Raw genomic sequence first — 21,420 nt, 5'->3', positions numbered from 1 at the left:
ACCGAGGATCATTCATGCAAACCCAACTGTTCATCGACGGCCGCTTTACGGACGCCGTCGAAGGCGGCACGATCGACGTGCTCAATCCGCACGACGGCTCGCTGATCACGCAGATCGCCGCGGCCACCGCCGCCGACATCGATCTCGCCGTCGCCGCCGCCGCGCGCGCGTTCCCGAAGTGGGCCGCGCTGCCCGCTGCCGAACGCGGCCGCCTGCTGCTGAAGCTCGCCGACGCGATCGAGGCCAACGCCGAAGAACTCGCGCGACTCGAATCGCTCGACACGGGCCATCCGGTGCGCGATTCGCTCTCGCTCGACGTGCCGCGCACCGCCGCATGCTTTCGCTACTTCGGCGGCATGGCCGACAAGCTGCAAGGCTCGGTGATTCCGGTCGAGACCGGCTTTCTGAACTACGTGCAGCGCGCGCCGATCGGCGTGGTCGGACAGATCGTGCCGTGGAATTTCCCGCTGATGTTCACGAGCTGGAAGATGGGCCCGGCGCTCGCCGCCGGCAACACGGTCGTGCTGAAGCCGTCGGAGATCACGCCGCTGTCCACGCTGCGTATCGTCGAGCTGATGGCCGAGGTCGGTTTTCCGGCGGGCGTCGTCAACATCGTCGCGGGCTATGGACATACGGCAGGGCAGCGGCTCGCCGAGCATCCGGGCGTCGGCAAGATCGCCTTCACCGGCTCGACCGCGACCGGGCGGCGCATCGTCGAGGCCTCGCAAGGCAATCTGAAGCGCGTGCAGCTCGAACTCGGCGGCAAGGGTGCCAACATCGTGTTCGACGACGCGAATCTCGACGACGCGATCAACGGCGCCGCGTGGGCAATCTTCCACAACCAGGGCCAGGCTTGCATCGCGGGCTCGCGGCTGATCCTGCATGAGCGCATCGCCGATCAGTTCCTCGAACGCTTCGTGTCGCTCGCGTCGTCGATCCGGCTCGGCAATCCGCTCGATGCCGACACCGAGATGGGGCCGCTCACGTCGAAGCAGCATCAGGAGCGCGTGCTCGCCTTCGTCGACATCGCGCGCCAGCAGGGCGGCCGCGTGCTGACGGGCGGCAGCGCGCCGAGCGACGCAGCGCTGGCGAACGGTTACTACGTGCGTCCGACCGTCGTCGAAGCCGCGAGTCCAAACGATCGCGTCGCCCAGGAGGAAGTGTTCGGCCCGTTCGTCACGGTGCTGCGTTTCCGTACCGACGACGAAGCACTCGCGATCGCCAACGGCACCGACTACGGCCTCGGCAGCGGACTGTGGACGCGCGATCTGTCGCGCGCGCACTCGATGGCCGCGCGAATCCATGCGGGCATGTGCTGGGTCAACTGCTACAAGCGCGTGAATCCTGGCAGCCCGTTCGGCGGCGTCGGACAGTCGGGCTATGGCCGCGAGATGGGTTTCGAGGCGATGCACGACTACACCGAAGCGCGCTCGGTGTGGGTCAACGTCGACGGCAACGTGCCGCCGCATTTCAAGCGCTGAGGGCGGCATGGAACGCTTCGTCTATCAGGGCACGCCGTCGCGAGTCGTGTTCGAATGGGGCGGGCTCGCGACGCTGCCCGCGGAGATCGAGCGGCTCGGCGCGAAGCGCGCGCTGATCCTCGCGACGCCCGAGCAGCGCGCGCTGGCCGAGCGGGTCGCGGATGCGCTCGGCGCGCGCGCGGCGGGGGTGCATGCGCAAGCCGTGATGCACGTGCCGGTCGAAATCGCGCGCGCCGCGGTCGAGGCGGCCGGCGCGCTCGATGCCGACTGCTGCGTCGCGGTCGGCGGCGGCTCGACGGTCGGGCTCGGCAAGGCGATCGCGCTCGAATCGTCGCTGCCGATCATCGCGGTGCCCACCACTTATGCGGGCTCCGAGATGACGCCGATCTACGGCCTCACCGAAGGTCGGCTCAAGCGCACCGGCCGCGATATGCGCGTGCTGCCGCGCACGGTGATTTACGATGCGTCGCTGACGTTGTCGTTGCCGGTGGGCATTTCCGCGGCGTCGGGCATCAATGCGATGGCGCACGCGGTCGAAGCGCTCTATGCCGAAGACGCGAATCCCGTGATCAGCCTGATGGCCGAGGAAGCGATCCGCGCGCTCGGCGAGGCGCTTCCCGCGATCGTGCGCGCACCGGACGATGCCGCGGCGCGCAGCCGCGCGCTGTACGGCGCGTGGCTCGCGGGGACCTGTCTGGGCGCGGTCGGGATGGCCTTGCATCACAAGCTTTGTCATACGCTCGGTGGCACGTTCAACCTGCCGCATGCGCAAACGCATGCGGTGATGCTGCCGCATACGGCACACTACAACCACGGCGCCGCGCCTGCCGCGCTCGCGCGCGTCGCCCGCGCGCTCGGCGGCAAAGAGGCGGCCGATGCGGGCTCGCTGCTGTTCGAACTGAATCGCGCGCTCGGGATTCCGACGGCGCTCTCGCAGATCGGCATGCCCGAGCAGGGACTCGACGAAGCGGCCGATCTCGCGTGCAGCAATCCGTATGCGAACCCGCGGCCGGTGGAGCGCGACCCGATACGCGCGCTATTGCAACGTGCGTGGCAGGGCGCTGAGCCGGCCTGAGCACGGGCCATGCAGCGCCGTGCCGCCAGAACAATCGATGGAGGAAGACATGTCGACAGACAACAAAGAGGCCGAACAGGCCTTGACCGAGCAGGTGATAGCCAGCTTCGCGAAGACGCCCGATGACCGGCTGCGCACGCTGATGGAGAGCCTCGTGCGGCACATGCATGCATTCGTGCGTGAAGTCGAGCCGAGCGAGGCCGAGTGGATGTCGGCCATTCGCTTTCTGACCGACACCGGCAAGATGTGCGACGACCTCGTGCGCCAGGAATTTATCCTGTTGTCCGATACGCTCGGCGTGTCGATGCTCGTCGACGCGATCAATCACCGCCTCGCGACGGGCGCGACCGACACCACCGTGTTCGGCCCGTTCTATATTCGCGGCATGCCCGAGCGTGCGTACGGCGAGAACATCGCGCTCACGCCGGGCACGCCGGCTCTCGTGCATGGCCGGGTGCTGTCGACGAACGGCGAGCCGCTTGCCAACGCGGTGCTCGACGTCTGGCAGACCGCCGAGAACGGCATGTACTCGGGACAAGACACGGAGCAGCCACACGGCAATCTGCGCGGCCGCTTCCGCACCGACGCCGAAGGCCGCTACGCGATCACGACGATCGTGCCGGTCAGCTATCCGATTCCGACCGACGGCCCGGTTGGCCGCATGCTCGAGGCGACCGGACGGCATCCGTGGCGGCCCGCGCATCTGCACTTCATGATCGACGCGCCGGGGCATCGTACGCTCGTCACGCATGTGTTCGATCGCGAGGATCCTTACTTGAGTTCGGACGCGGTGTTCGGCGTGAAGCCGTCGCTGATGGTGGACTATCGCGAGCGGCCGGCGGATCACGAACTCGCGCGCCGCTTCGGTTTCGATGGTGCCTTCCGCGAAGCGCGCTACGACTTCATCCTCGATCGGAGCTGACGACGATGGCACGTTTTTTCGCGGTATTCGCCACCGACAAGCCCGGCATGCGCGAAGTGCGCGAGCGCGTGCGGCCGGTGCATCGGAAATGGCTGCGCGGCAACACCCATCGTGGCGTGTTCGTGCGTCTCGGCGGTCCGACGCTGGCGCCGCAATGCGATGCCATGAACGGCACCTTGCTGGTCGTCGAAGCGGAACGTATCGACGACGTGATGGAATTCATCGGCAACGATCCGTATATGCAGGCGGGGCTGTTCGATTCCGTGGAGATTCGTCCGTGGGACTGGAGCCTCGGCAATCCGGAACGGAGAATCTGAGCGATGAGCACAACGCCATTATGTGCGCTCGCCGACGTGCCCGATGGCGGCGCGCGGGTCGTCGATGCTACGGCCGCCGGCGTGCCGGTCGTGCTCGTGCGCCGTGGCGAGCAGGTGTGGGCTTATGCGAATCGCTGCCCGCATTTTTCGGTGCCGCTCGATTTCGAACCCGGCGATGTGCTGTGTTATCGCGGGCAGGTGTTGATGTGCGCGCATCACAGCGCGCTGTTCCGCTTCGAGGATGGACATTGCATCGAGGGGCCGTGCGCCGGGGCGAGCCTCGATGCGGTGGAGATCGCGGTCGACGACGACGCGTGGGTCGTGTTGAACCGCTAGTCGACGCGCACTTCAGAGCAGCACGTCGAGCATATCGAACAACATCCGGTTGTGCGCTTTCGCCGAGCGCCGGCGCTTGCGAATCACCGTCGACAAACATTCGACGAAGCATTGGCTTGCCGCGCTGCGCATTGCGTTGTGCAGACCGATCACGGCCACCTGGCTCAGATCGAATTGCTCGACGAGTTCGAGCGGCTGCGCCCAGTCTTTCAGCGAGTCGCTCAGCAGCAGCGGTCGCGGGCAATGCGACAACATGTCGTTATGACGCGCGAGCTCGACGAGCAGCGCGCTCGAATGCGCGCAATGCAGCCGATGCGGCTCGATCGCCGCGCCGTGCTGCCAGAAGATGTTGCGCATCAGCCCTTCGAAGCTCGCCGCCGTGTAATTGACCGCCCAGTCATGCTCGAGCAGATCGTGAATCGAGCGGCAGTTCGCGAGCGGATGTCCGCGCCGCGCGATCACGCACGACTCGTACGTGAACAGCAGTTCCTGATCGAACTCGCGGCTCGGTAGCGCTGAAGACATCGGCACCACCAGCAGATCCAGCAAGCCCTCGCGCAGCCGTGGCACCGCAACGGCCGTCAAGCCCTCGAAAATCTCCAGCCGCACCTTCGGCATTTGCTGGCGGAACAGCGTGATCGTTTCCGACATGAAATTCAGCATTACGAGCGGCGTGATCGCGATCGCGAGCTTGCCGGTCTGATCGCCGCGCAGCTTCGCGAGATCTTCGTTCGCGCGTTCGAGCTGCCCGATCATCAGGCGCGCGTGAGCGAGCAATGTCTGGCCGGCCTCGGTGAAGCTCACGCCGCTCGGGCTGCGCGACAGCAGCGTCAGTTGCTGATCCTTTTCGAGCTCGCGCAACGCCTTGGTGACCGCGGCCTGGGACACGCCGAGCAGACGCGCCGACGCGCGGATGCTGCCCGCATCGGCGACGGTCACGAGCGCCTGGAGCTGGTGGATTTTCATGGGTGAGGCGGGTGAACGAGGGGGTGTGAGGGGCGAGTGAGGGGTTAACACGGTGACAACCGTTGGTTATCAATATAACAAAACTGCGGCTTCCCGCTCGAAAAACGCCTGCCTATGATGCGCCGACACTGTTCACCGAAGAGTCCTCCATGTCCCACCCAATTGAAGCATCCCTCGATGAATTCATCCCGTCGCGCATGCGCGCGATCGAAGCCGACATGGTGTCGTTGCGCCGGCACATTCACGCGCATCCGGAGCTGAGCTTCCAGGAGTTCGAGACGAGCGAGCTGGTCGCCCAGCGTCTCGCCGAATGGGGCTATAGCGTGCAACGCGGACTGGGCGGCACGGGCGTGGTCGGTACCTTGACGAACGGCAGCGGCAAGTCGCTCGGCCTGCGCGCCGACATGGACGCGCTGCCGCTCACCGAAAAGACGGGCCTCGCCTACGCGAGCAGGCACGAGGGGGTGATGCACGCATGCGGCCACGACGGCCATACCGCGATGCTGCTCGCGGCGGCGCGCGTGCTGGCGGAATCGCGCAATTTCAGCGGCACGCTGAACCTGATCTTCCAGCCGGCCGAGGAACACGGCGGCGGCGCGCGCAAGATGCTCGAAGACGGCCTGCTCGTGCGTTTCCCGTGCGACGCGGTGTTCGCAATGCACAACATGCCCGGCTTTCCGGCCGGTCGCTTCGGCTTTTTCGAGGGACCGTTCATGGCCGCCGCCGATACGGTGACGATCCGCATCGTCGGTCATGGCGGCCACGGCGCGGTGCCGCACAAGGCAGTCGATCCGGTCGTCGCCAGCGCGTCGCTGGTGATGGGCCTGCAGACCGTCGTGTCGCGCAACGTCGATCCGCTCGAAACGGGCATCGTGTCGGTCGGTGCGATTCACGGCGGCAGCGCGTCGAACATCATTCCGGACAGTGTCGAAATCAAGCTGTCGGTGCGCTCGCTGAGCCCGGAGATACGCGATCGTCTGCAGGAGCGCATCACCGCACTCGCGCACGCGCACGCGCAGGCCTACGGCGCGCGTGCCGAGGTCGATTACGATCGTGGCTATCCGGTGCTGGTCAATCATCCCGACGAGACGCGCTTGGCCAAGTCCGTCGCGAAGGAATGGCTCGGCGACGAGGGCCTCGTGCACGACATGCGGCCGATCACCAACAGCGAGGACTTCGCCTACGTGCTGGAGCAATGCCCCGGCTGCTACCTGCTCGTCGGCAATGGCGAAGGCAAGGGCGGCTGCATGGCGCACAACCCCGGCTACGACTTCAACGACGACATCCTGTCGATCGGCGCGAGCTACTGGGTCCGGCTCGCCGAGCGCTTCCTGCGCTGACGCAGCGCGTTGCATTACGCCACGCGCGGGTGCCGTCGCCTGCTCGCGGCTTCGATAACAGCGGCGGCAACCGGTCGCTCGATCTGCGCGAGCGCGCCTCTTTCCGGCTTGGAGACACCATGAAACGACTGATCCGTTCGACCCTGTTAGCGTCCGCCTGCGCGGCTGTGTGCGCATTGAGCGCCATGCCGCCCGGTGCGGCGGCGGCCACCTCGCAGACGCTGACGTTCGGCGTCGATCCCACCTTTCCGCCGTTCGAATCGAAGACGCCCGATGGCTCGTTCGTCGGCTTCGACATCGACCTCGGCAACGCCATCTGCGCGGAGATGAACGTGCAGTGCAAGTGGGTCGAGCAAGGCTTCGACGGCATGATTCCCGCGTTGAAGGCGCGCAAGTTCGACGCGATCCTCTCCGCGATGACGGCGACGCCTGCCCGCCGTGCGCAGATCGATTTCACCGACAAGCTGTATGGCGGCTCCGCGCGACTCGTCGCGCCGACGGGCTCGACGCTGCAGCCGACCGTCGACTCGCTGCGAGGCCACCGCATCGGCGTGCAGCAGGGCGCGGTGCAGGAGAGCTACGCGCGCGCGGAATGGGCGCCCAAGGGCGTGACGATCGTCTCGTACCAGAGCCCGGACCAGATCTACGAAGATCTCGCGACGGGGCGCCTCGACGCGTCGTTCCAGGCGTCGGTGCAGGCCGACCTCGGTTTCCTGCGCACGCCGCGCGGCAAGTCGTTCGCGTTTGCTGGCGCGGAAGTCAAGGACCCGCGCGCGACGGGCGACGGTATCGCGATCGGCGCGCGCAAGGGCGACGAGCAACTGATCGCGAAGATCAATCAGGCGATCGGCGCGATCCGCAAGAACGGCACATACGACAAGCTTCAGCACAAGTACTTCAGCTTCGACATCTACGGCGACTAAGCCGACCCGGCGCTAAATAACTATTACTTAAAATGGGTTTGGAAAAATGCAGAAAAAACAGTTGGCAGGACTATTGATCGCAAGCGGTATCGGGGTGGGTGCGCACGCGCAAAACAGCGTGACGCTGTACGGTCTGATCGACCAGGGCTTGACCTACACGAGCAACGTGCGGGGCCATTCGAACTGGGAAATCATGAGCGGCGAGGCACAGGGCAGCCGCTGGGGGCTGAAAGGCTCCGAGGATCTGGGCGGTGGCATGCAGGCACTGTTCGTGCTCGAGAACGGTTTCGACGCGAGCAGCGGCCGTTTGATGGAAGGTGGCCGCATGTTCGGCCGCCAGGCCTATGTCGGGCTTTCGAAGAACGGCGTCGGGTCGTTGACGTTCGGCCGTCAGTACGATTCGCTCGTGGAGTTCCTCGGGCCGCTGACCGCGAACGGCAACTGGGGCGGTTTCATGTTCGACCACCCGTACGGCAACGACAACACCGACAACTTCTTCCGGCTCGACAACGCGGTGCAGTTCAATAGCGCGAACTGGTCGGGCTTCCAGCTGAGCACGACCTACGCGTTCTCGAACAGCGCGGGACAGTTCTCGAAGAACAATGCGCAGAGTGTCGGTGCGGGCTACTCGAACGGACCGTTGACGATCGGCGTGGGCTACCTGAACGTCAACGATCCCGGCGCGAATACGGTGGGCGCGGTCACGACCGACGACGCCGGCTTTCTCGCGAGCCGCCAGACCGTGTACGGCGCGGGCGTCAGCTATCAGATCGGGCAGTCGACGCTCGGCTTCGTCTATACGCACACCGATCTGAAGGATCCGACCTCGTTCCAGTTCATCAGCGGCTCGATCGTGCCGCCGGGGCAAACGCTGTCGTCGCTGAAGTTCGATAACTTCGAGGTCAACGCGACGTATTACGCAACGCCCGCGCTGCTGCTCGGTGCGATGTATTACTACACGCAGGGCAAGCTCGATGCATCGGCGAGCGACTCGAAGCTGCATTGGCAGATGGTCGGCCTGATCGCGGACTACAACCTGTCGAAACGGACCGACGTGTATGTGGCCGGCACGTATATGAAGGTGAATGGCAACTCGGGCACCGCGCTCGACAATGCTTATATGACGGCTGCGGATGATTCGTCGTCGGGTCGGGAGCAGGTGATGGCGCGGGTTGGGCTGCGGCATAAATTCTGAGCAAGGCGGGCTGCCGCCGCGTAGCCTGCGATCCGTATTTCGATTTGTCGGCCCCTTCGCGAACCTCGCAACCGTGCGAGTCAATTCGCTCGAAGGGGCTTTCTGTCTTGGGAAGTCGTGCTCGTTGACCTCGTTTGGGGTGCTGGCGCCGCCGTCGTCCCACTGGATCACTCACGAACACGTGCTTCGGGCAAGCGCCACCCGGTGCCATCAGGAAGGCCGTATCCGTGGCGCTATGGGTATTGCCGGTCAGCGGCACGGTGCCCAGGCGGAACGTTGCCTCCTGACTGTCGCGCAGCCCCTCCCGCCTCCGCCACTTGTGAGAATCACAGATGAAGTGATGGCGCACCTTGCGCAGGTGCATCCGGACACCCCCAAAAAGCACGACGCCGCCCGAACAATCGGGCGGCGTCGACTTTGGGGGGTGGCGCGAATGTCGCCGCCTCTACTTCAACCGCCCCGCCAAAAACTGCTGCAACCGCTCGCTACGCGGATTCGTCAGCACCTCATGCGGATGCCCTTGCTCCTCGATCTTGCCTTTATGCAGGAACACGACATGATTCGACACGTTGCGTGCAAAGCCCATCTCGTGCGTGACGACGATCATCGTGCGGCCTTCCTCGGCGAGCGCCTGCATCACGCGCAGCACTTCGCCGACGAGTTCGGGATCGAGCGCCGAAGTCGGCTCGTCGAACAACATCACTTCGGGTTCCATCGCGAGCGCGCGGGCAATCGCGACGCGCTGCTGCTGACCGCCCGACAGATGCGATGGATATTTCGTCTCCGTGCTGGCCGGCAAACCCACCTTGGTCAGATATTTGCGAGCGCGCTCTTCAGCTTGCGCGCGACTCAATCCCAACACGCTGATCGGCGCCTCGATGATGTTCTCGAGCACCGTCATATGGGCCCACAGATTGAAATGCTGGAACACCATCGACAGACGCGTACGCATCGTTTGCAGCTGCTTCGGATGGGTCACCCGTAGCGAGCCGTTGCGATCCCTGGTCGTGTTGATTTCCTCTCCGTTCAGCGTGATGCGTCCGGAGCACGGCGATTCGAGGAAGTTGATGCACCGCAGGAAGGTGCTCTTCCCGGACCCGCTCGACCCGATGAGGCTAATCACGTCGCCCGCCTTCGCTTTCAGCGAGACGCCCTTCAGTACCTCGTTGTCGCCGAACTTCTTGTGCAGGTCGTCGACCGTCAGCTTGTACATGCTCGTATGCTCCATCATGGCGCGAATGCGCCCGGGTTTAATGCCCTTGCGGTTTCAGATAAGCCAGCAATCGGATTTCCAACTTGCGGAAGCCCCAGATCAGCGCGAACACGATCGACGCATACAGGATCGCCGCAATGCCGTACGCCTGGAACGTCGCGTAGGTGGCGGAGTTGACGTCGCGCGCTACCTTCAGAATGTCGGGGACGGTCGCGGTGAACGCGAGTGTCGTCGCGTGCAGCATCAGGATCACCTCGTTGCTGTACGAGGGCAGCGCCCGCCGCAGCGCCGAAGGCAGGATGATGCGCGTATACAGCTTGAATTTCGACATGCCGTAAGCCTGTGCCGCCTCGATCTCGCCATGCGAGGTTTCGCGGATCGAGCCGGCGAAGATCTCGGTGGCATACGCGCATTCGTTCAGCGCGAACGCGAGCAGCGTGCAGTTCATCGCATTGCGAAAGAAGCTGTTGAGCATGTCGTGCGAATGAACGAAATGCAGGCTGTAGAGCCCGGTATAGATCAGCAGCAGCTGAACGTACAACGGCGTGCCGCGGAAAATGTAGGTGTAAAGCCAGACGGGTCCGGAGATGTAGCGATTGCGCGACGCGCGCGCGATCGCGAGCGGCACGGCAAGCACGAACCCCAGCACGATCGACGCGACTAGCAACCACAGCGTGATGGCGAGGCCGGTGGTGTTGAAGCCGTCCGTGAACAGATAGTTCTGCCAGTATTGACGAATCAGTTCGATCACAGCGCGGCCCTCCGTACGCCCGTCGAGTAGCGCTTCTCGAGGCGGTTCAATACCAGGTTCGAAATGGTGGTGATGGCGAGATAGATGGCCCCGGTCGTCAGCGTGAAGAAGAAGAACGACTGCGTGCTCTTGCCGGCGTCCTGCGAGGCCTTCACGACGTCCGCGAGACCGATGATCGACACGAGCGCGGTGGCCTTCACGAGCACCTGCCAGTTGTTGCCGATGCCGGGCAGCGCGAAGCGCATCATCTGCGGGAACAGGATGCGGGTGAACACGCGCCGCGCGCTCATGCCGTACGCGAAGCCCGCTTCGATCTGTCCGCGCGGCACGGCCAGAAACGCGCCGCGGAAAGTCTCGGTGAAGTACGCGCCGTAAATGAAGCCCAGTGTGATGACACCGGCGAGAAACGGGTCGATGTCGATCTGCTCCATGCTGAACATGTCGGTCAGATCGTTGAGCCAGATCTGGATGCTGTAGAACAGCAGCAGCATCAGCACGAGATCGGGCACGGCGCGGATCAGCGTCGTGTACGCCGTGCCGATGCGCGCGAGCATGCGGTTGGTCGATAGCTTCGCGGCGGCGCCGACGAGGCCTAGCGCGAACGACGCCGCGAGCGACAACACCGCGAGCTTGATGGTGACCCACGTGCCCGCGAGGAGCAGAGGACCGAAGCCTTGAAACAGCATGGGAGTGTCCTTGTTGAAGGAGCGCCCCGCGCGCATGCGCGCGGAGCCTATCGATCGGGTGGAGCGGGGCGCGCGAAGCGGGCTCGTGGGGGCGGACTTAGCTGCCGTACACGTCGAAGTCGAAGTACTTCTGCTCGATCTTCTTGTAGGTGCCATCCTTGATCATGTCGGCGATCGCCTTGTCGACCTTCGCCTTCAGATCGGCATCATCCTTGCGCATGCCGATGCCCGCGCCGTTGCCGAGGATCTTCGGATCGTCGATGTCCTTGCCGACGAAGTCGAAGCCCGCGCCGCGCGGCGTCTTCAGGAAGCCAATGTTGGCCTGCACCGCGTCCTGCAGCGCCGCGTCAAGACGGCCCGAGATCAGGTCGGTATAGACCAGATCCTGGTTCTGGTACGGCACGACCTTCACGCCCTTCGGCTCCCAATAGGTCTTGGCGTAGGTTTCCTGGATCGTGCCCTGTTCGACGCCGATCGTCTTGCCCTTCAGCGATTCGGCGGTCGGCACGACGCCCGAGCCCTTCTTCGCGACGAGGCGCGTCGGCGTGTTGAACAGCTTCGACGAGAAGGCGATCTGTTCGGCGCGTTGCGGCGTCATCGACATCGACGACAGCACGCCGTCGAACTTCTTCGCCTTCAGCGCCGGGATCATGCCGTCGAAGTCCTGCTCGACCCACACGCACTTCGCGTTCAGACGGTGGCAGATTTCGTTGCCGAGGTCGACGTCGAAGCCGACCAGCTTGCCATCCGAGGCTTTCGACTCGAACGGCGCGTAGCTCGCATCCACACCGAAGCGAACCGTGGACCAATCTTTGGCGAAGGCGCCGGTGGCAGCGAGTGCGAGGGCGAGGGTCAAGGCAAGTTTCTTCATACAGTCTCCGGGACGGATGTCTAACGTGAAATCCTGGGCAGCTCCAATATGCGAGCTTGTATAGACAAATTATCCCGTACGGGTAACGAGCGGCAATCAGGGTTAGTGCCTACGGCCGCTGCGGGGATGAAGCGTGAGACAGGCTTGGAGCCTTAATTGGCGGGATTGACAGGCAGATTGAAAGGACCTGTGCGCAACTGGATTTTTCGCGTATACCCGCGGTCTATACCGTGACGGATAGCTTGTCCATACAACTTCGTTACGACGACGCCCGCGCTACTGATGCGAGGGCGGCAGATACGTCATCTGCTCTTCGTCGTACAGCGCATAGATCAGCTCGAGCATCCGCCGCAGATCGGCCGATTCGTCGAGCATGCGCATGCTCATGATGATCGGCGACACGAGATTCTGGTCGTCGAGGTCCTTGTACGCGACGTCGCCGCGCTGCAAGCCGTACGCGCTCGCCGGCACGATCGAGATACCTTCGCCGGCGCCGACGAGGCCGAGCGCGATCTGCAGCTCGCGAGTCTCGTAGAGCCGCTGTGGCTTCAAACCGCGATCGTGAAACGCGGCAAGCACCTGATCGGCGTAGCTGGGCCGCGGCGCCTTCGGAAAGATGATCAGCGTTTCGCTCGTCAGGTCGTGCAGCGACAGCACCGGCTTCGCGTCGATCAGCGGATGGCCGGTCGGCAGCGCGACGATCATGCGCTCCTCGCGCAGCACGATGCGCCGGATGCTCGGGTCTTCGTGACGAATGCGCCCGAAGCCGACGTCGATGCGGCCTTCCTTGAGCGCCTTGATCTGATCCATCGTCGACATCTCGTGCAGGCTCAGTTCGACGGTGCTGTTTTCGGTGCGAAAGCGGCGGATGATTTTCGGCAGCATGCCGTACAGCGTCGAGCCGACGAAGCCCACCGACAGACTGCGCTCGATCTTGCCGACGCGCCGCGTCATCGCCTCGATTTCCGTGGTCTGCGCGAGCAGCTGGACCGCGTGCGAATAGAAGAAGCGGCCGGCCTCGGTCAGCTTCAGTGGCCGCGAGTTGCGCTCGAACAGCTGCACCCCGAGCATCTCCTCGAGCTGCTGGATCTGCCGGCTCAGCGGCGGCTGCGCAATGTGCAGACGAAGGGCGGCCTTGGTGACGTTGCATTCCTCGGCGACGGCCACGAAGTAGCGCAGATGGCGCAGTTCCATAGAAATACCTTTTGAGTATCGTCGCGATACTAAATCAGTGTTGGACGATGCAAACCGCGTGCAACTATCCTTCAGTTACCGCAGACGCCCCGCAAAATTATACCTCCCGAGCATTGACAACTCGGTTCGGTCTGAAGCGTCGGACGGCCCCCGGAGACTGCGCAGAGATTCATCGCGCAAGGGATCCAAGACCTAAAAGAGTTCAGGAGCAGCAATGAGACATGCTGAAATCGAAACCCTGATGCAAGGGTTGTCCATCGATTCCCTCAGGCACCAGGTCCCGCCTCCCGTGCCGAAGGCCGAGCGCCCGCGCGCCACGGCCTGACGCAACACCGGAGGCGCACCGCCTCCACTCCCCCCGACGTGAAAGACCCACCGGCCTCGCCGCAGGCAGGCCGTTCCCTACACGCGTGCATCGCACGCATACCGACAGTCCGAATCAGGAGACACGCATGATTCCGATCTACCCGGATCACACTCCGCAACTGAAGAACATCGACGATTTTCTCGTGGAAGACCGCGAGCGCGGCGATTACCGCCTGCATCGCAGCGCGTTTACCGACGAGCGTCTGTTCGAACTCGAAATGCAGCACATTTTCGAGGGCAACTGGATTTACCTCGCGCACGAAAGCCAGGTTCCGAACAACAACGATTACTTCACGACCTATATGGGCCGTCAGCCGGTCGTGATCGCGCGCAACCGCCAGGGCGAGCTGAACGCGTTCATCAATTCGTGCACGCACCGCGGCGCGATGCTGTGCCGTCACAAGCGCGGCAACAAGGCGACCTATACGTGCCCGTTCCACGGCTGGACCTTCAACAACAGCGGCAAGCTGCTGAAGGTCAAGGACCCCGCCGAAGCAGGCTATCCCGACTGCTTCAACAAGGAAGGCTCGCACGACCTGAAGAAGCTCGCGCGCTTTAGCAACTATCGCGGCTTCCTGTTCGGCAGCCTCAGCGATGACGTGCCGCCGCTCGAAACCTTCCTCGGCGAGGCCGCCCGCATCATCGACATGATCGTCGACCAGTCGGAAGAGGGCCTCGAAGTGCTGCGCGGCTCGTCGACCTATACCTACGAAGGCAACTGGAAGCTGACCGCCGAAAACGGCGCGGACGGCTACCACGTATCCGCCGTGCACTGGAATTACGCGGCGACGACCAATCATCGCAAGGAAGAAAACGCGCGCGAGGACAAGATCCGCGCGATGGATGCCGGCAGCTGGGGCCGTCAGGGCGGCGGCTTCTACGCGTTCGAGCACGGCCACATGCTGCTGTGGACGCGCTGGGCCAATCCGGAAGACCGTCCGAACTTCAGCCGCCGCGAGGAATTCGCCGCGCGTTGCGGCGCCGAACGCGCGGACTGGATGATCCAGAACTCGCGCAACCTGTGCCTGTATCCGAACGTGTATCTGATGGACCAGTTCGGCTCGCAGATTCGCGTGCTGCGGCCGCTCTCGGTCAACAAGACCGAGGTGACGATCTACTGCATCGCGCCGAAGGGCGAGTCGGACGAAGCGCGCTCGCGCCGCATCCGTCAATACGAGGACTTCTTCAACGTGAGCGGCATGGCGACGCCCGACGACCTCGAGGAATTCCGCGCTTGCCAGTTGGGCTACGCGGGCCGAGCGGTCGAATGGAACGACATGTGCCGCGGTTCGGAGCACTGGATCGACGGCGCCGACGAAGCCGCGCAGAAGATCGGCCTGAAGCCCGTGATGAGCGGCGTGAAGACCGAAGACGAAGGCCTTTACACGGTGCAGCACCGCTACTGGATCGACACGATGAAAAAGGCGCTGAACACGCAAGGGAGCCGCGCATGAGCCACATCGCCATCACCGATATTCAGGCCTTCCTGTTTCGGGAAAGCCGCCTGCTCGACGACGAGCAATGGGACGAGTGGCTCGCCTGCTATCACCCCGACGCGTCGTTCTGGATGCCGTCGTGGGACGACGAGGACAAGCTCGTCACCGATCCGCAGCGCGAGATTTCGCTGATCTACTACCCGAATCGCCAGGGTCTCGAAGACCGCGTGTTCCGCATCAAGACCGAGCGTTCGAGCGCGACGATGCCCGACACCCGCACGAGCCACAACGTCGCCAACGTCGAGGTGGAGAGCGCGGAGGGCGGCGTGTACACGGTGCGCTTCAACTGGCACACGCTGAGCCATCGCTACAAGACGAATTACAGCTACTTCGGCATGTCGCGCTACGTGATCGACTTCAACGGTACGCAGCCGCAAATCCTGAGCAAGTACGTCGTGCTGAAGAACGACTACATCAATCAGGTCATCGATATCTACCACATCTAACCGGTGCGGTCGCAGGAGCCAGGCCATGGAACACACTATTGCACTTCAGTTCGAAGACGGCGTGACGCGCTTCATCAGCTGCCGTGAGAATGAAACGCTGTCGGATGCCGCGTACCGGCAGAAGATCAACATTCCGCTCGATTGCCGCGAAGGCGCGTGCGGCACGTGTCGCGGGCTGTGCGAGTCGGGCGCGTACGACATGCCCGAGTCGAGCTATGTCGAGGATGCGTTGACCCCTGAGGAAGCGAGCCAGGGCTATATCCTCGCGTGCCAGACGCGCCCGCGTTCGGATCTCGTGATTCGCGTGCAGGCGTCGTCGGCGGCATGCAAGACCGGTGTGTCGCGTTTCGAGGGCACGCTCGCGGCGGTCGAACGGCTGTCGGATTCGACGATCCATTTCGCGGTCGATCTCGATGGCGCCAGCGCACCGAGCTTTCTGGCGGGTCAATACGTGAACGTCGAGATTCCGGGCGCGAGCGGCGAGAGCCGGTCGTATTCGTTCAGCTCGGCGCCGGGCGCGACGCGCGCGGCGTTCGTCGTGCGCAACGTGCCGGACGGCAAGATGAGCGGGTTTCTGAGCAACGACGCCCAGCCGGGGCAGCGCATCGGCTTCACGGGCCCGTATGGCAGCTTCTATCTGCGCGATCCGCGGCGTCCGGTGCTGTTCCTCGCGGGCGGCACGGGCATCGCGCCGTTCCTGTCGATGCTCGACGTGCTGAAGGCGAGCGGCAACACGCAGCCGGTGCGGCTCGTGTACGGCGTGACCAACGACATCGATCTGGTCGCGCTCGAACAGATCGAAGCGGCGCAGCGCACGCTGCCGAATTTCAGCTATCGCACCTGTGTCGTGGATGCCGCGAGCAGTCACGAGCGCAAAGGCTATGTGACCGCGCACGTCGACAGCGAATGGCTGAACGACGGCGACGTCGATGTCTACCTATGCGGTCCGGTCGCGATGGTCGAAGCGGTGCAGGGCTGGCTGCGCGACAGCAGCGTGGAGCCTGCGAACTTCTACTACGAAAAATTCTCGGCGAGCAACTAGCATGACTTCGACCTTTATCGATCGCTTCAAGGAAAAGGTGCTGGTCGTGACCGGCGCCGGCCAGGGCATCGGCCGTGGCGTCGCGTTGCGCGCGGCGCGTGAGGGCGGGGCTGTGGTGCTGGTCGACCGCTCGCCGATCGTGCACGAGGTGGCCGAAGAGATTGCGCGCGCAGGCGGCGAGGCGCGCGCGTTCATCGCCGACCTCGAAACCTACGAGGGCGCGGCCGCGATGACGGCCTTCGCGATCGATGCGTTCGGCCGCATCGACGCGCTCGTCAACAACGTCGGCGGCACGATCTGGGCGAAGCCGTACGAGGAATACGAGGCGCAGCAGATCGAGGCCGAAGTGCGGCGTTCGCTGTTCCCGACGCTGTGGTGCTGCCACGCGGTGTTGCCCGCGATGCTGAAGCGGGCGAGCGGGGCGATCGTCAACGTGTCGTCGATTGCGACGCGCAGCATTTATCGCGTGCCGTATGCGGCCTCGAAGGGTGGCGTCAACGCGATGACGGCGAGCCTCGCGTTCGAGCATGCGGAGCACGGCATCCGCATCAACGCGGTCGCGACCGGCGGCACTGAAGCGCCGCCACGTCGCGTGCCACGCAATACGGCGGCGCAAAGCAAGCAGGAAGCGACGTGGTATCAGGGCATCGTCGATCAGACGATCGCCTCGAGCCTGATGCATCGCTATGGCACGATCGACGAACAGGTCGGCGCGATCCTGTTCCTTGCTTCCGACGAAGCGTCGTATATCACCGGCACGGTGCTGCCGGTCGGCGGCGGCGACCAGGGCTAACGGACGGCCGGCCCCGAACCGTGCCGATAGGCCGCGCGGCGATTGTCCTTCATACTATCGGCCCAGAATGATTCCGCTGCCTAACTGCGACTTGCGGCGGGCCGCCTTGACCCACATCGACGATGAACCCCACCCCTAGCCAGGCGCCGACCACGCGCGCCGTTGCGGCCGACTGGTCCGTGTCCGCCATCGTGGCCGGCTTTCTGGCCGTGCTGATCTCGTACGCGGGCCCGCTCGTGATCTTCTTCCAGGCGGCGCAAGCGGCCCACGTGCCCAACGAGATGGTCGCGTCGTGGGTCTGGGCCATCTCGATCGGTGCGGCCGTCTCCGGCATCTTCGCGAGCTGGAAGCTGAAAGTGCCGGTCGTCACCGCGTGGTCCGCGCCCGGCACCGCGCTGCTCGTCGGACTGTTTCCCGCGTTGACGTTGCATCAGGCGGTGGGCGCGTACCTCACCGCGGCCGTGATCATCCTGCTGATCGGCGTATCGGGGTATTTCGACCGGATGGTGCGCAGCATTCCGAAGGGCATCGCCTGCGGGATGATGGCCGGCATTCTGCTGCAGTTCGGCACCCATGCGTTCAAGGCGGCGGCGTCGATGCCTGCGTTGGCGTTCGGCATGATCGGCGCGTACATCGTGTTCAGGCGCCTGCTGCCGCGCTATTGCATCGTGCTGGTGCTGCTGACGGGCACGGCGCTCGCGATCGCGCTCGGCGCCGCGCATCTGGGCGCGTTGCCGCTACAGGTCACGCGGCCAATCTTCATCAAGCCCGAATGGACGCTGAGTTCGACGCTGAGCCTTGCGTTGCCGCTCGTCGTCGTCAGTCTGACCGGGCAGTTTCTGCCGGGCATGGCGATTCTGCGCGTGTCCGGCTATCACACGCCCGCCAGGCCGATCATCACCGCGACCAGCATCGCGTCGATCGGCGTGGCGTTTTTCGGCGGCATCACGATCGTGATCGCCGCGATCACCGCGGCGCTGTGCACCGGCAAGGATGCGCACGACGACCCGGACAAGCGCTATATCGCGGGCATTGCGAACGGCGTGTTCTATCTGATCGGCGGCACCTTCGCCGGCGCGATCGTCGCGCTGTTCACGATGCTGCCGAAGGAGTTCGTCGCGATTCTGGCGGGCCTCGCGCTGATCGGGGCGATCACCTCGAACGTGATGGGCGCGATCCAGGACGAAGACCATCGCGAGGCCTCGGTCATTACCTTTCTGGCCACCGCATCCGGCATGACCTTCCTCGGACTCGGCTCCGCGTTCTGGGGCATCGTGATCGGCTCGTTCGCGTACCTCGTGCTGAACAAGGTGCGGCGCGAGACGCCTGCGAACCGGTAACTCACCGATAACTCAAGGCCGCGCCCCGAGCGCCTGATACAGCGCGGCGGTATCGGCATATCGCTGCGCGGCGGCTTTGGTGCGGTCGAGTCCGGTTTGCAATGCCTGCCGCTGCGTATCGAGCAGCGTCAATTGACTGATCCCGCCCGCCGCATAACGCTGACCCGCAATCCCGGCGCTGTGTTGCGCGCTGCGCTGCGCGGCGTCGAGCGCCTGCAAAGCGATCGCGTCCTGATCGAGCGCGCGCAGCGCGTCGGCGACCTGTTGCAGTCCTTGCAGCACGGTTTGCTTATAGACGGCGAGCGCCGCCTGGTAGGCCGCCTCGGACGAATGCTTGCGCGCCAGCAGTTCACCGCCGTGAAACAGCGGCTGCGTGAGACCCGCGCCGAAATTCCACACGTTGAAACCCGTCAGCAGGTCGGACACGCTGATGCGTTCGGTCGCGGCGCTGCCCGACAGCGTGATGCGCGGATACAGGTTCGCGGTCGCGACGCCGATATTCGCGCTGGCCTGATGCAACAGCGCCTCGGACGCGCGGATGTCGGGCCGCTGCTGCGCGAGTGTCGACGGCAACGTCAGCGGCAGATCGGCCGGCAGCACCAGCGTATCGAGGTCGAGCGCGGCGAGTTCGGGCATGGCGGTCGATTCCGCCGGCGCGCGGCCCAGATAGATCGCGAGTTGATGATCGGTCTGCGCGAGTTGCGTGCGCAATGGCGGTAGCGTCGCGCGGGTTTGTTGCACGAGGGTGCGCTGGCTCAGCAGATCGACCTCGGAGATGCCGCCCGCGCGATAGCGGCGTTCGGCGATGTCGAGTTGCTGCATCTGGTTCGCGAGCAGCGCTTCGGTGAGTGTGATCTGCCGCGCCAGCGACGCGCGCCGGATCGCCGCCGTCACCACATTGCCCGCCACCGTCAAACGCGCGGCCTCGAATTCGTATTGCTGATAGTCGACCTGCGCGGCCACCGCTTCGAGTGCGCGGCGGTTCGCGCCGAACAGATCGAGCGTGTACGACACCGTGACCTGCGCGCTATACAGCGTGAACGGCGGAAATGTGCGGCCCTGCGCCAGCTGGCCGAAGCCGAGCGCCTCGGGATCGATTCGCGCGCGCGTGGTCGACAGGTTCGCGTCGACTTGCGGCCACAGCGTGCCGCCCGCCTGCGCGCGATAGTCCTGCTGCGCTTCGTCGAGTTTCGCGCGGGCTTGCGCAAGGGTCGGGCTATCGTCGAGTGCCTGTTGCACGAGCGCGTTCAGTACCGGCGAGCCGAACGCGCGCCACCAGCCGTCGCCGGGCACATCGGTCGGCACGAAATGTTGCGCGGCGCCGCCGGGTCCATCGGTGGCGACCGTGCTGGCCGCCAGCGGTGCGGCGGTATAGCTCGACACGCCGGCCGCGTCAGGGCGATGGAAATCCGGGCCGACCGTACACGCGCACAATGCCGCGCCGGTGCCGAAGACGGCGAGCCACAGCGCCGTGGACCGGCAGGCCGCACGATGAAAGACAACGGCAGGAGCGGAACACATTGCAGGCCTTCCTCAATCGAGCGTGCGTCGATAGAACTTCACGGCGACACCCATCACGACGCACAGAAAGACCAGCAGCGGCCACACATGCGGCCACATGTCGGTCCAACCGACGCCCTTGAGCAGAATGCCGCGCACGAGCCGGTTGAAATAGGTGAGCGGCAACAGGTTGCCGATGTACTGCGCCCATTTCGGCATGCCCGCGAACGGGAACATGAAGCCCGACAGCAGGATGTTGGGCAGGAAATAGAACATCGTCAGTTGCATGGCCTGCAACTGATTCTGCGCCAGCGACGAGAGCGTGATGCCGATCGTCAGATTGGCCGCGACGAACAGTAGCGCTGATAGATACAGCGCGATCAGACTGCCTTCGAACGGCACATTGAACACGAGGCGCGCCGCCGCGAGAATGATGCTGACCTGAACCAGACCGATCGCCACGTAAGGCACGATCTTGCCGGTCATGACTTCTAGCGGCAGCACCGGCGTGGCGAGCAGATTTTCCATCGTGCCGCGCTCGCGTTCGCGCGTGATCGCGAGGCCCGTCATCATCACCATCGTCATCGTCAGGATCACGCCCATCAGGCCGGGCACCACGTTGTACTGGGTCAGGCTTTCGGGGTTGTAGAGGCGGTGCAATTGAACGTCGAAAGCCGCGGGGCCGACTGCGAGCGACGACAGCGGACCGGTGAGGTCCTTCTGCAACACCGACTGCGCGATCGACGGCAGTGCGCCGAGCGCCGTGCCCACGGCGGTGGGGTCGGTCGCGTCGGCTTCGACCAGCAGCGACGGTCGCGCGCCCTTGGCCAGATCGCGCGTGAAGCCGACCGGAATATTCAGCACGAACAGCACCTTGCCTTGCGCCAGCGCGCGGCGGCCGGACTCTTCGTCGGGCAGCGTCGAGACGATGTCGAAGTAGTCGGAGTTGCGCATCGCCATCATGAAGCTACGCGTGAATTCGCTGTGATCGGCGGCGATGACCGCGGTGGGCAGATGCTTCGGGTCGGTATTGATCGCGAAGCCGAACAGCGCCATCTGCATGATCGGCAGCACGATCATCATCGCGAACGTGATGCGGTCGCGCTTCAGTTGCAAAAACTCCTTGCGCACGATGCTCCACCACCGCATCAGCGAAAAGCGTGGAAA

General features: G+C 64.4%; 21 protein-coding genes. 13 read left to right on the top strand and 8 right to left on the bottom strand.

The annotated features are described in order from the left end of the window. Nucleotides 1-14: 14 nt before the first annotated feature. Genes CI15_RS24955 through CI15_RS24935 form a run of 5 tightly spaced genes read left to right on the top strand, consistent with a single transcriptional unit; the run spans nucleotide 15 to nucleotide 4,131 of the window. Nucleotides 15-1,481, top strand: a complete 1,467-nt coding sequence (locus CI15_RS24955) for an aldehyde dehydrogenase family protein (protein ID WP_062132703.1) — start codon at nucleotides 15-17, stop codon at nucleotides 1,479-1,481. Between the two features lie 7 nt (nucleotides 1,482-1,488). Next, a complete protein-coding gene (locus CI15_RS24950; RefSeq protein WP_062132700.1) occupies nucleotides 1,489-2,556 on the top strand; it encodes a maleylacetate reductase in 1,068 nt (355 codons plus the stop codon). Nucleotides 2,557-2,605: 49 nt separating this feature from the next. Then, nucleotides 2,606-3,478: an intradiol ring-cleavage dioxygenase gene (locus CI15_RS24945; RefSeq protein ID WP_062132697.1), complete on the top strand. Its 873-nt coding sequence runs from the start codon at nucleotides 2,606-2,608 to the stop codon at nucleotides 3,476-3,478. Nucleotides 3,479-3,483: 5 nt separating this feature from the next. Next, nucleotides 3,484-3,795 (top strand): YciI family protein, encoded by a 312-nt coding sequence (locus CI15_RS24940; protein WP_062132694.1) that lies wholly within the window; start codon nucleotides 3,484-3,486, stop codon nucleotides 3,793-3,795. Nucleotides 3,796-3,798: 3 nt separating this feature from the next. Next, nucleotides 3,799-4,131 carry a Rieske (2Fe-2S) protein gene (locus CI15_RS24935; RefSeq protein WP_062132691.1) on the top strand — a complete coding sequence of 111 codons (333 nt, stop codon included), beginning with the start codon at nucleotides 3,799-3,801 and terminating at the stop codon, nucleotides 4,129-4,131. Between the two features lie 12 nt (nucleotides 4,132-4,143). Here the strand turns inward: CI15_RS24935 and CI15_RS24930 are convergent, their stop codons facing one another. Beyond that, entirely contained in the window at nucleotides 4,144-5,097 is a 954-nt protein-coding gene (locus tag CI15_RS24930; RefSeq protein ID WP_062132688.1) for a LysR family transcriptional regulator, read from the bottom strand. Between the two features lie 149 nt (nucleotides 5,098-5,246). On the opposite strand from CI15_RS24930, the gene CI15_RS24925 reads away from it, so the two are divergent. The 3 genes from CI15_RS24925 to CI15_RS24915 all read left to right on the top strand — a co-directional run bounded on the left by CI15_RS24925 (nucleotide 5,247) and on the right by CI15_RS24915 (nucleotide 8,555). After that, entirely contained in the window at nucleotides 5,247-6,437 is a 1,191-nt protein-coding gene (locus CI15_RS24925; protein WP_082814289.1) for a M20 aminoacylase family protein, read from the top strand. 119 nt (nucleotides 6,438-6,556) lie between these two features. Further along, complete coding sequence (locus CI15_RS24920; protein WP_062132682.1) at nucleotides 6,557-7,360, top strand: ABC transporter substrate-binding protein; 804 nt, start codon at nucleotides 6,557-6,559, stop codon at nucleotides 7,358-7,360. A 46-nt stretch (nucleotides 7,361-7,406) separates the two neighbouring features. After that, nucleotides 7,407-8,555, top strand: a complete 1,149-nt coding sequence (locus CI15_RS24915) for a porin (protein ID WP_062132679.1) — start codon at nucleotides 7,407-7,409, stop codon at nucleotides 8,553-8,555. A 445-nt stretch (nucleotides 8,556-9,000) separates the two neighbouring features. On the opposite strand, the gene CI15_RS24910 is transcribed toward CI15_RS24915, so the two are convergent. The 5 genes from CI15_RS24910 to CI15_RS24890 form a co-directional block, all read right to left on the bottom strand. Then, the gene (locus CI15_RS24910; RefSeq protein WP_062132676.1) at nucleotides 9,001-9,768 is read right to left on the bottom strand and encodes an ABC transporter ATP-binding protein; all 768 of its coding nucleotides are present in this window, start codon (nucleotides 9,766-9,768) and stop codon (nucleotides 9,001-9,003) included. 37 nt (nucleotides 9,769-9,805) lie between these two features. Further along, nucleotides 9,806-10,519 (bottom strand): ABC transporter permease, encoded by a 714-nt coding sequence (locus CI15_RS24905; protein ID WP_062132673.1) that lies wholly within the window; start codon nucleotides 10,517-10,519, stop codon nucleotides 9,806-9,808. Next, nucleotides 10,516-11,205, bottom strand: a complete 690-nt coding sequence (locus CI15_RS24900; protein WP_062132670.1) for an ABC transporter permease — start codon at nucleotides 11,203-11,205, stop codon at nucleotides 10,516-10,518. Before CI15_RS24900 ends, CI15_RS24905 begins: the two co-directional genes overlap by 4 nt. A gap of 97 nt (nucleotides 11,206-11,302) precedes the next feature. Next, on the bottom strand, nucleotides 11,303-12,076 hold the full coding sequence (locus CI15_RS24895; RefSeq protein ID WP_062132667.1) for an ABC transporter substrate-binding protein: 774 nt from the start codon (nucleotides 12,074-12,076) through the stop codon (nucleotides 11,303-11,305). A 276-nt stretch (nucleotides 12,077-12,352) separates the two neighbouring features. Further along, the gene (locus tag CI15_RS24890) at nucleotides 12,353-13,270 is read right to left on the bottom strand and encodes a LysR family transcriptional regulator (protein WP_062132664.1); all 918 of its coding nucleotides are present in this window, start codon (nucleotides 13,268-13,270) and stop codon (nucleotides 12,353-12,355) included. 452 nt (nucleotides 13,271-13,722) lie between these two features. Between CI15_RS24890 and benA the strand changes: the two genes are divergently transcribed. From benA to CI15_RS24865, 5 genes are all read left to right on the top strand, one after another. Then, nucleotides 13,723-15,090, top strand: coding sequence for a benzoate 1,2-dioxygenase large subunit (benA, locus tag CI15_RS24885; protein WP_062132661.1), 1,368 nt, complete (start codon nucleotides 13,723-13,725; stop codon nucleotides 15,088-15,090). Beyond that, nucleotides 15,087-15,578 (top strand): benzoate 1,2-dioxygenase small subunit, encoded by a 492-nt coding sequence (benB, locus tag CI15_RS24880; protein WP_062132658.1) that lies wholly within the window; start codon nucleotides 15,087-15,089, stop codon nucleotides 15,576-15,578. Before benA ends, benB begins: the two co-directional genes overlap by 4 nt. Nucleotides 15,579-15,603: 25 nt before the next feature. Continuing rightward, nucleotides 15,604-16,620, top strand: a complete 1,017-nt coding sequence (gene benC, locus CI15_RS24875) for a benzoate 1,2-dioxygenase electron transfer component BenC (RefSeq protein WP_062132654.1) — start codon at nucleotides 15,604-15,606, stop codon at nucleotides 16,618-16,620. A 1-nt stretch (nucleotide 16,621) separates the two neighbouring features. Next, the gene (locus CI15_RS24870; protein WP_062132652.1) at nucleotides 16,622-17,413 is read left to right on the top strand and encodes a 1,6-dihydroxycyclohexa-2,4-diene-1-carboxylate dehydrogenase; all 792 of its coding nucleotides are present in this window, start codon (nucleotides 16,622-16,624) and stop codon (nucleotides 17,411-17,413) included. Between the two features lie 122 nt (nucleotides 17,414-17,535). Then, nucleotides 17,536-18,753 (top strand): benzoate/H(+) symporter BenE family transporter, encoded by a 1,218-nt coding sequence (locus CI15_RS24865; protein WP_062132649.1) that lies wholly within the window; start codon nucleotides 17,536-17,538, stop codon nucleotides 18,751-18,753. Between the two features lie 12 nt (nucleotides 18,754-18,765). Here CI15_RS24865 and CI15_RS24860 read toward each other — a convergent pair whose 3' ends face one another. After that, entirely contained in the window at nucleotides 18,766-20,274 is a 1,509-nt protein-coding gene (locus CI15_RS24860; protein ID WP_062132646.1) for an efflux transporter outer membrane subunit, read from the bottom strand. A 12-nt stretch (nucleotides 20,275-20,286) separates the two neighbouring features. After that, entirely contained in the window at nucleotides 20,287-21,402 is a 1,116-nt protein-coding gene (locus CI15_RS24855; RefSeq protein WP_062134122.1) for an ABC transporter permease, read from the bottom strand. Between the last annotated feature and the right edge of the window lie 18 nt (nucleotides 21,403-21,420).

The sequence above is a fragment of the Paraburkholderia monticola genome (assembly GCF_001580545.1).
Classification (GTDB): Bacteria; Pseudomonadota; Gammaproteobacteria; order Burkholderiales; family Burkholderiaceae; genus Paraburkholderia; species Paraburkholderia monticola.
This window is presented reverse-complemented; position numbering and strand designations above follow the sequence as displayed.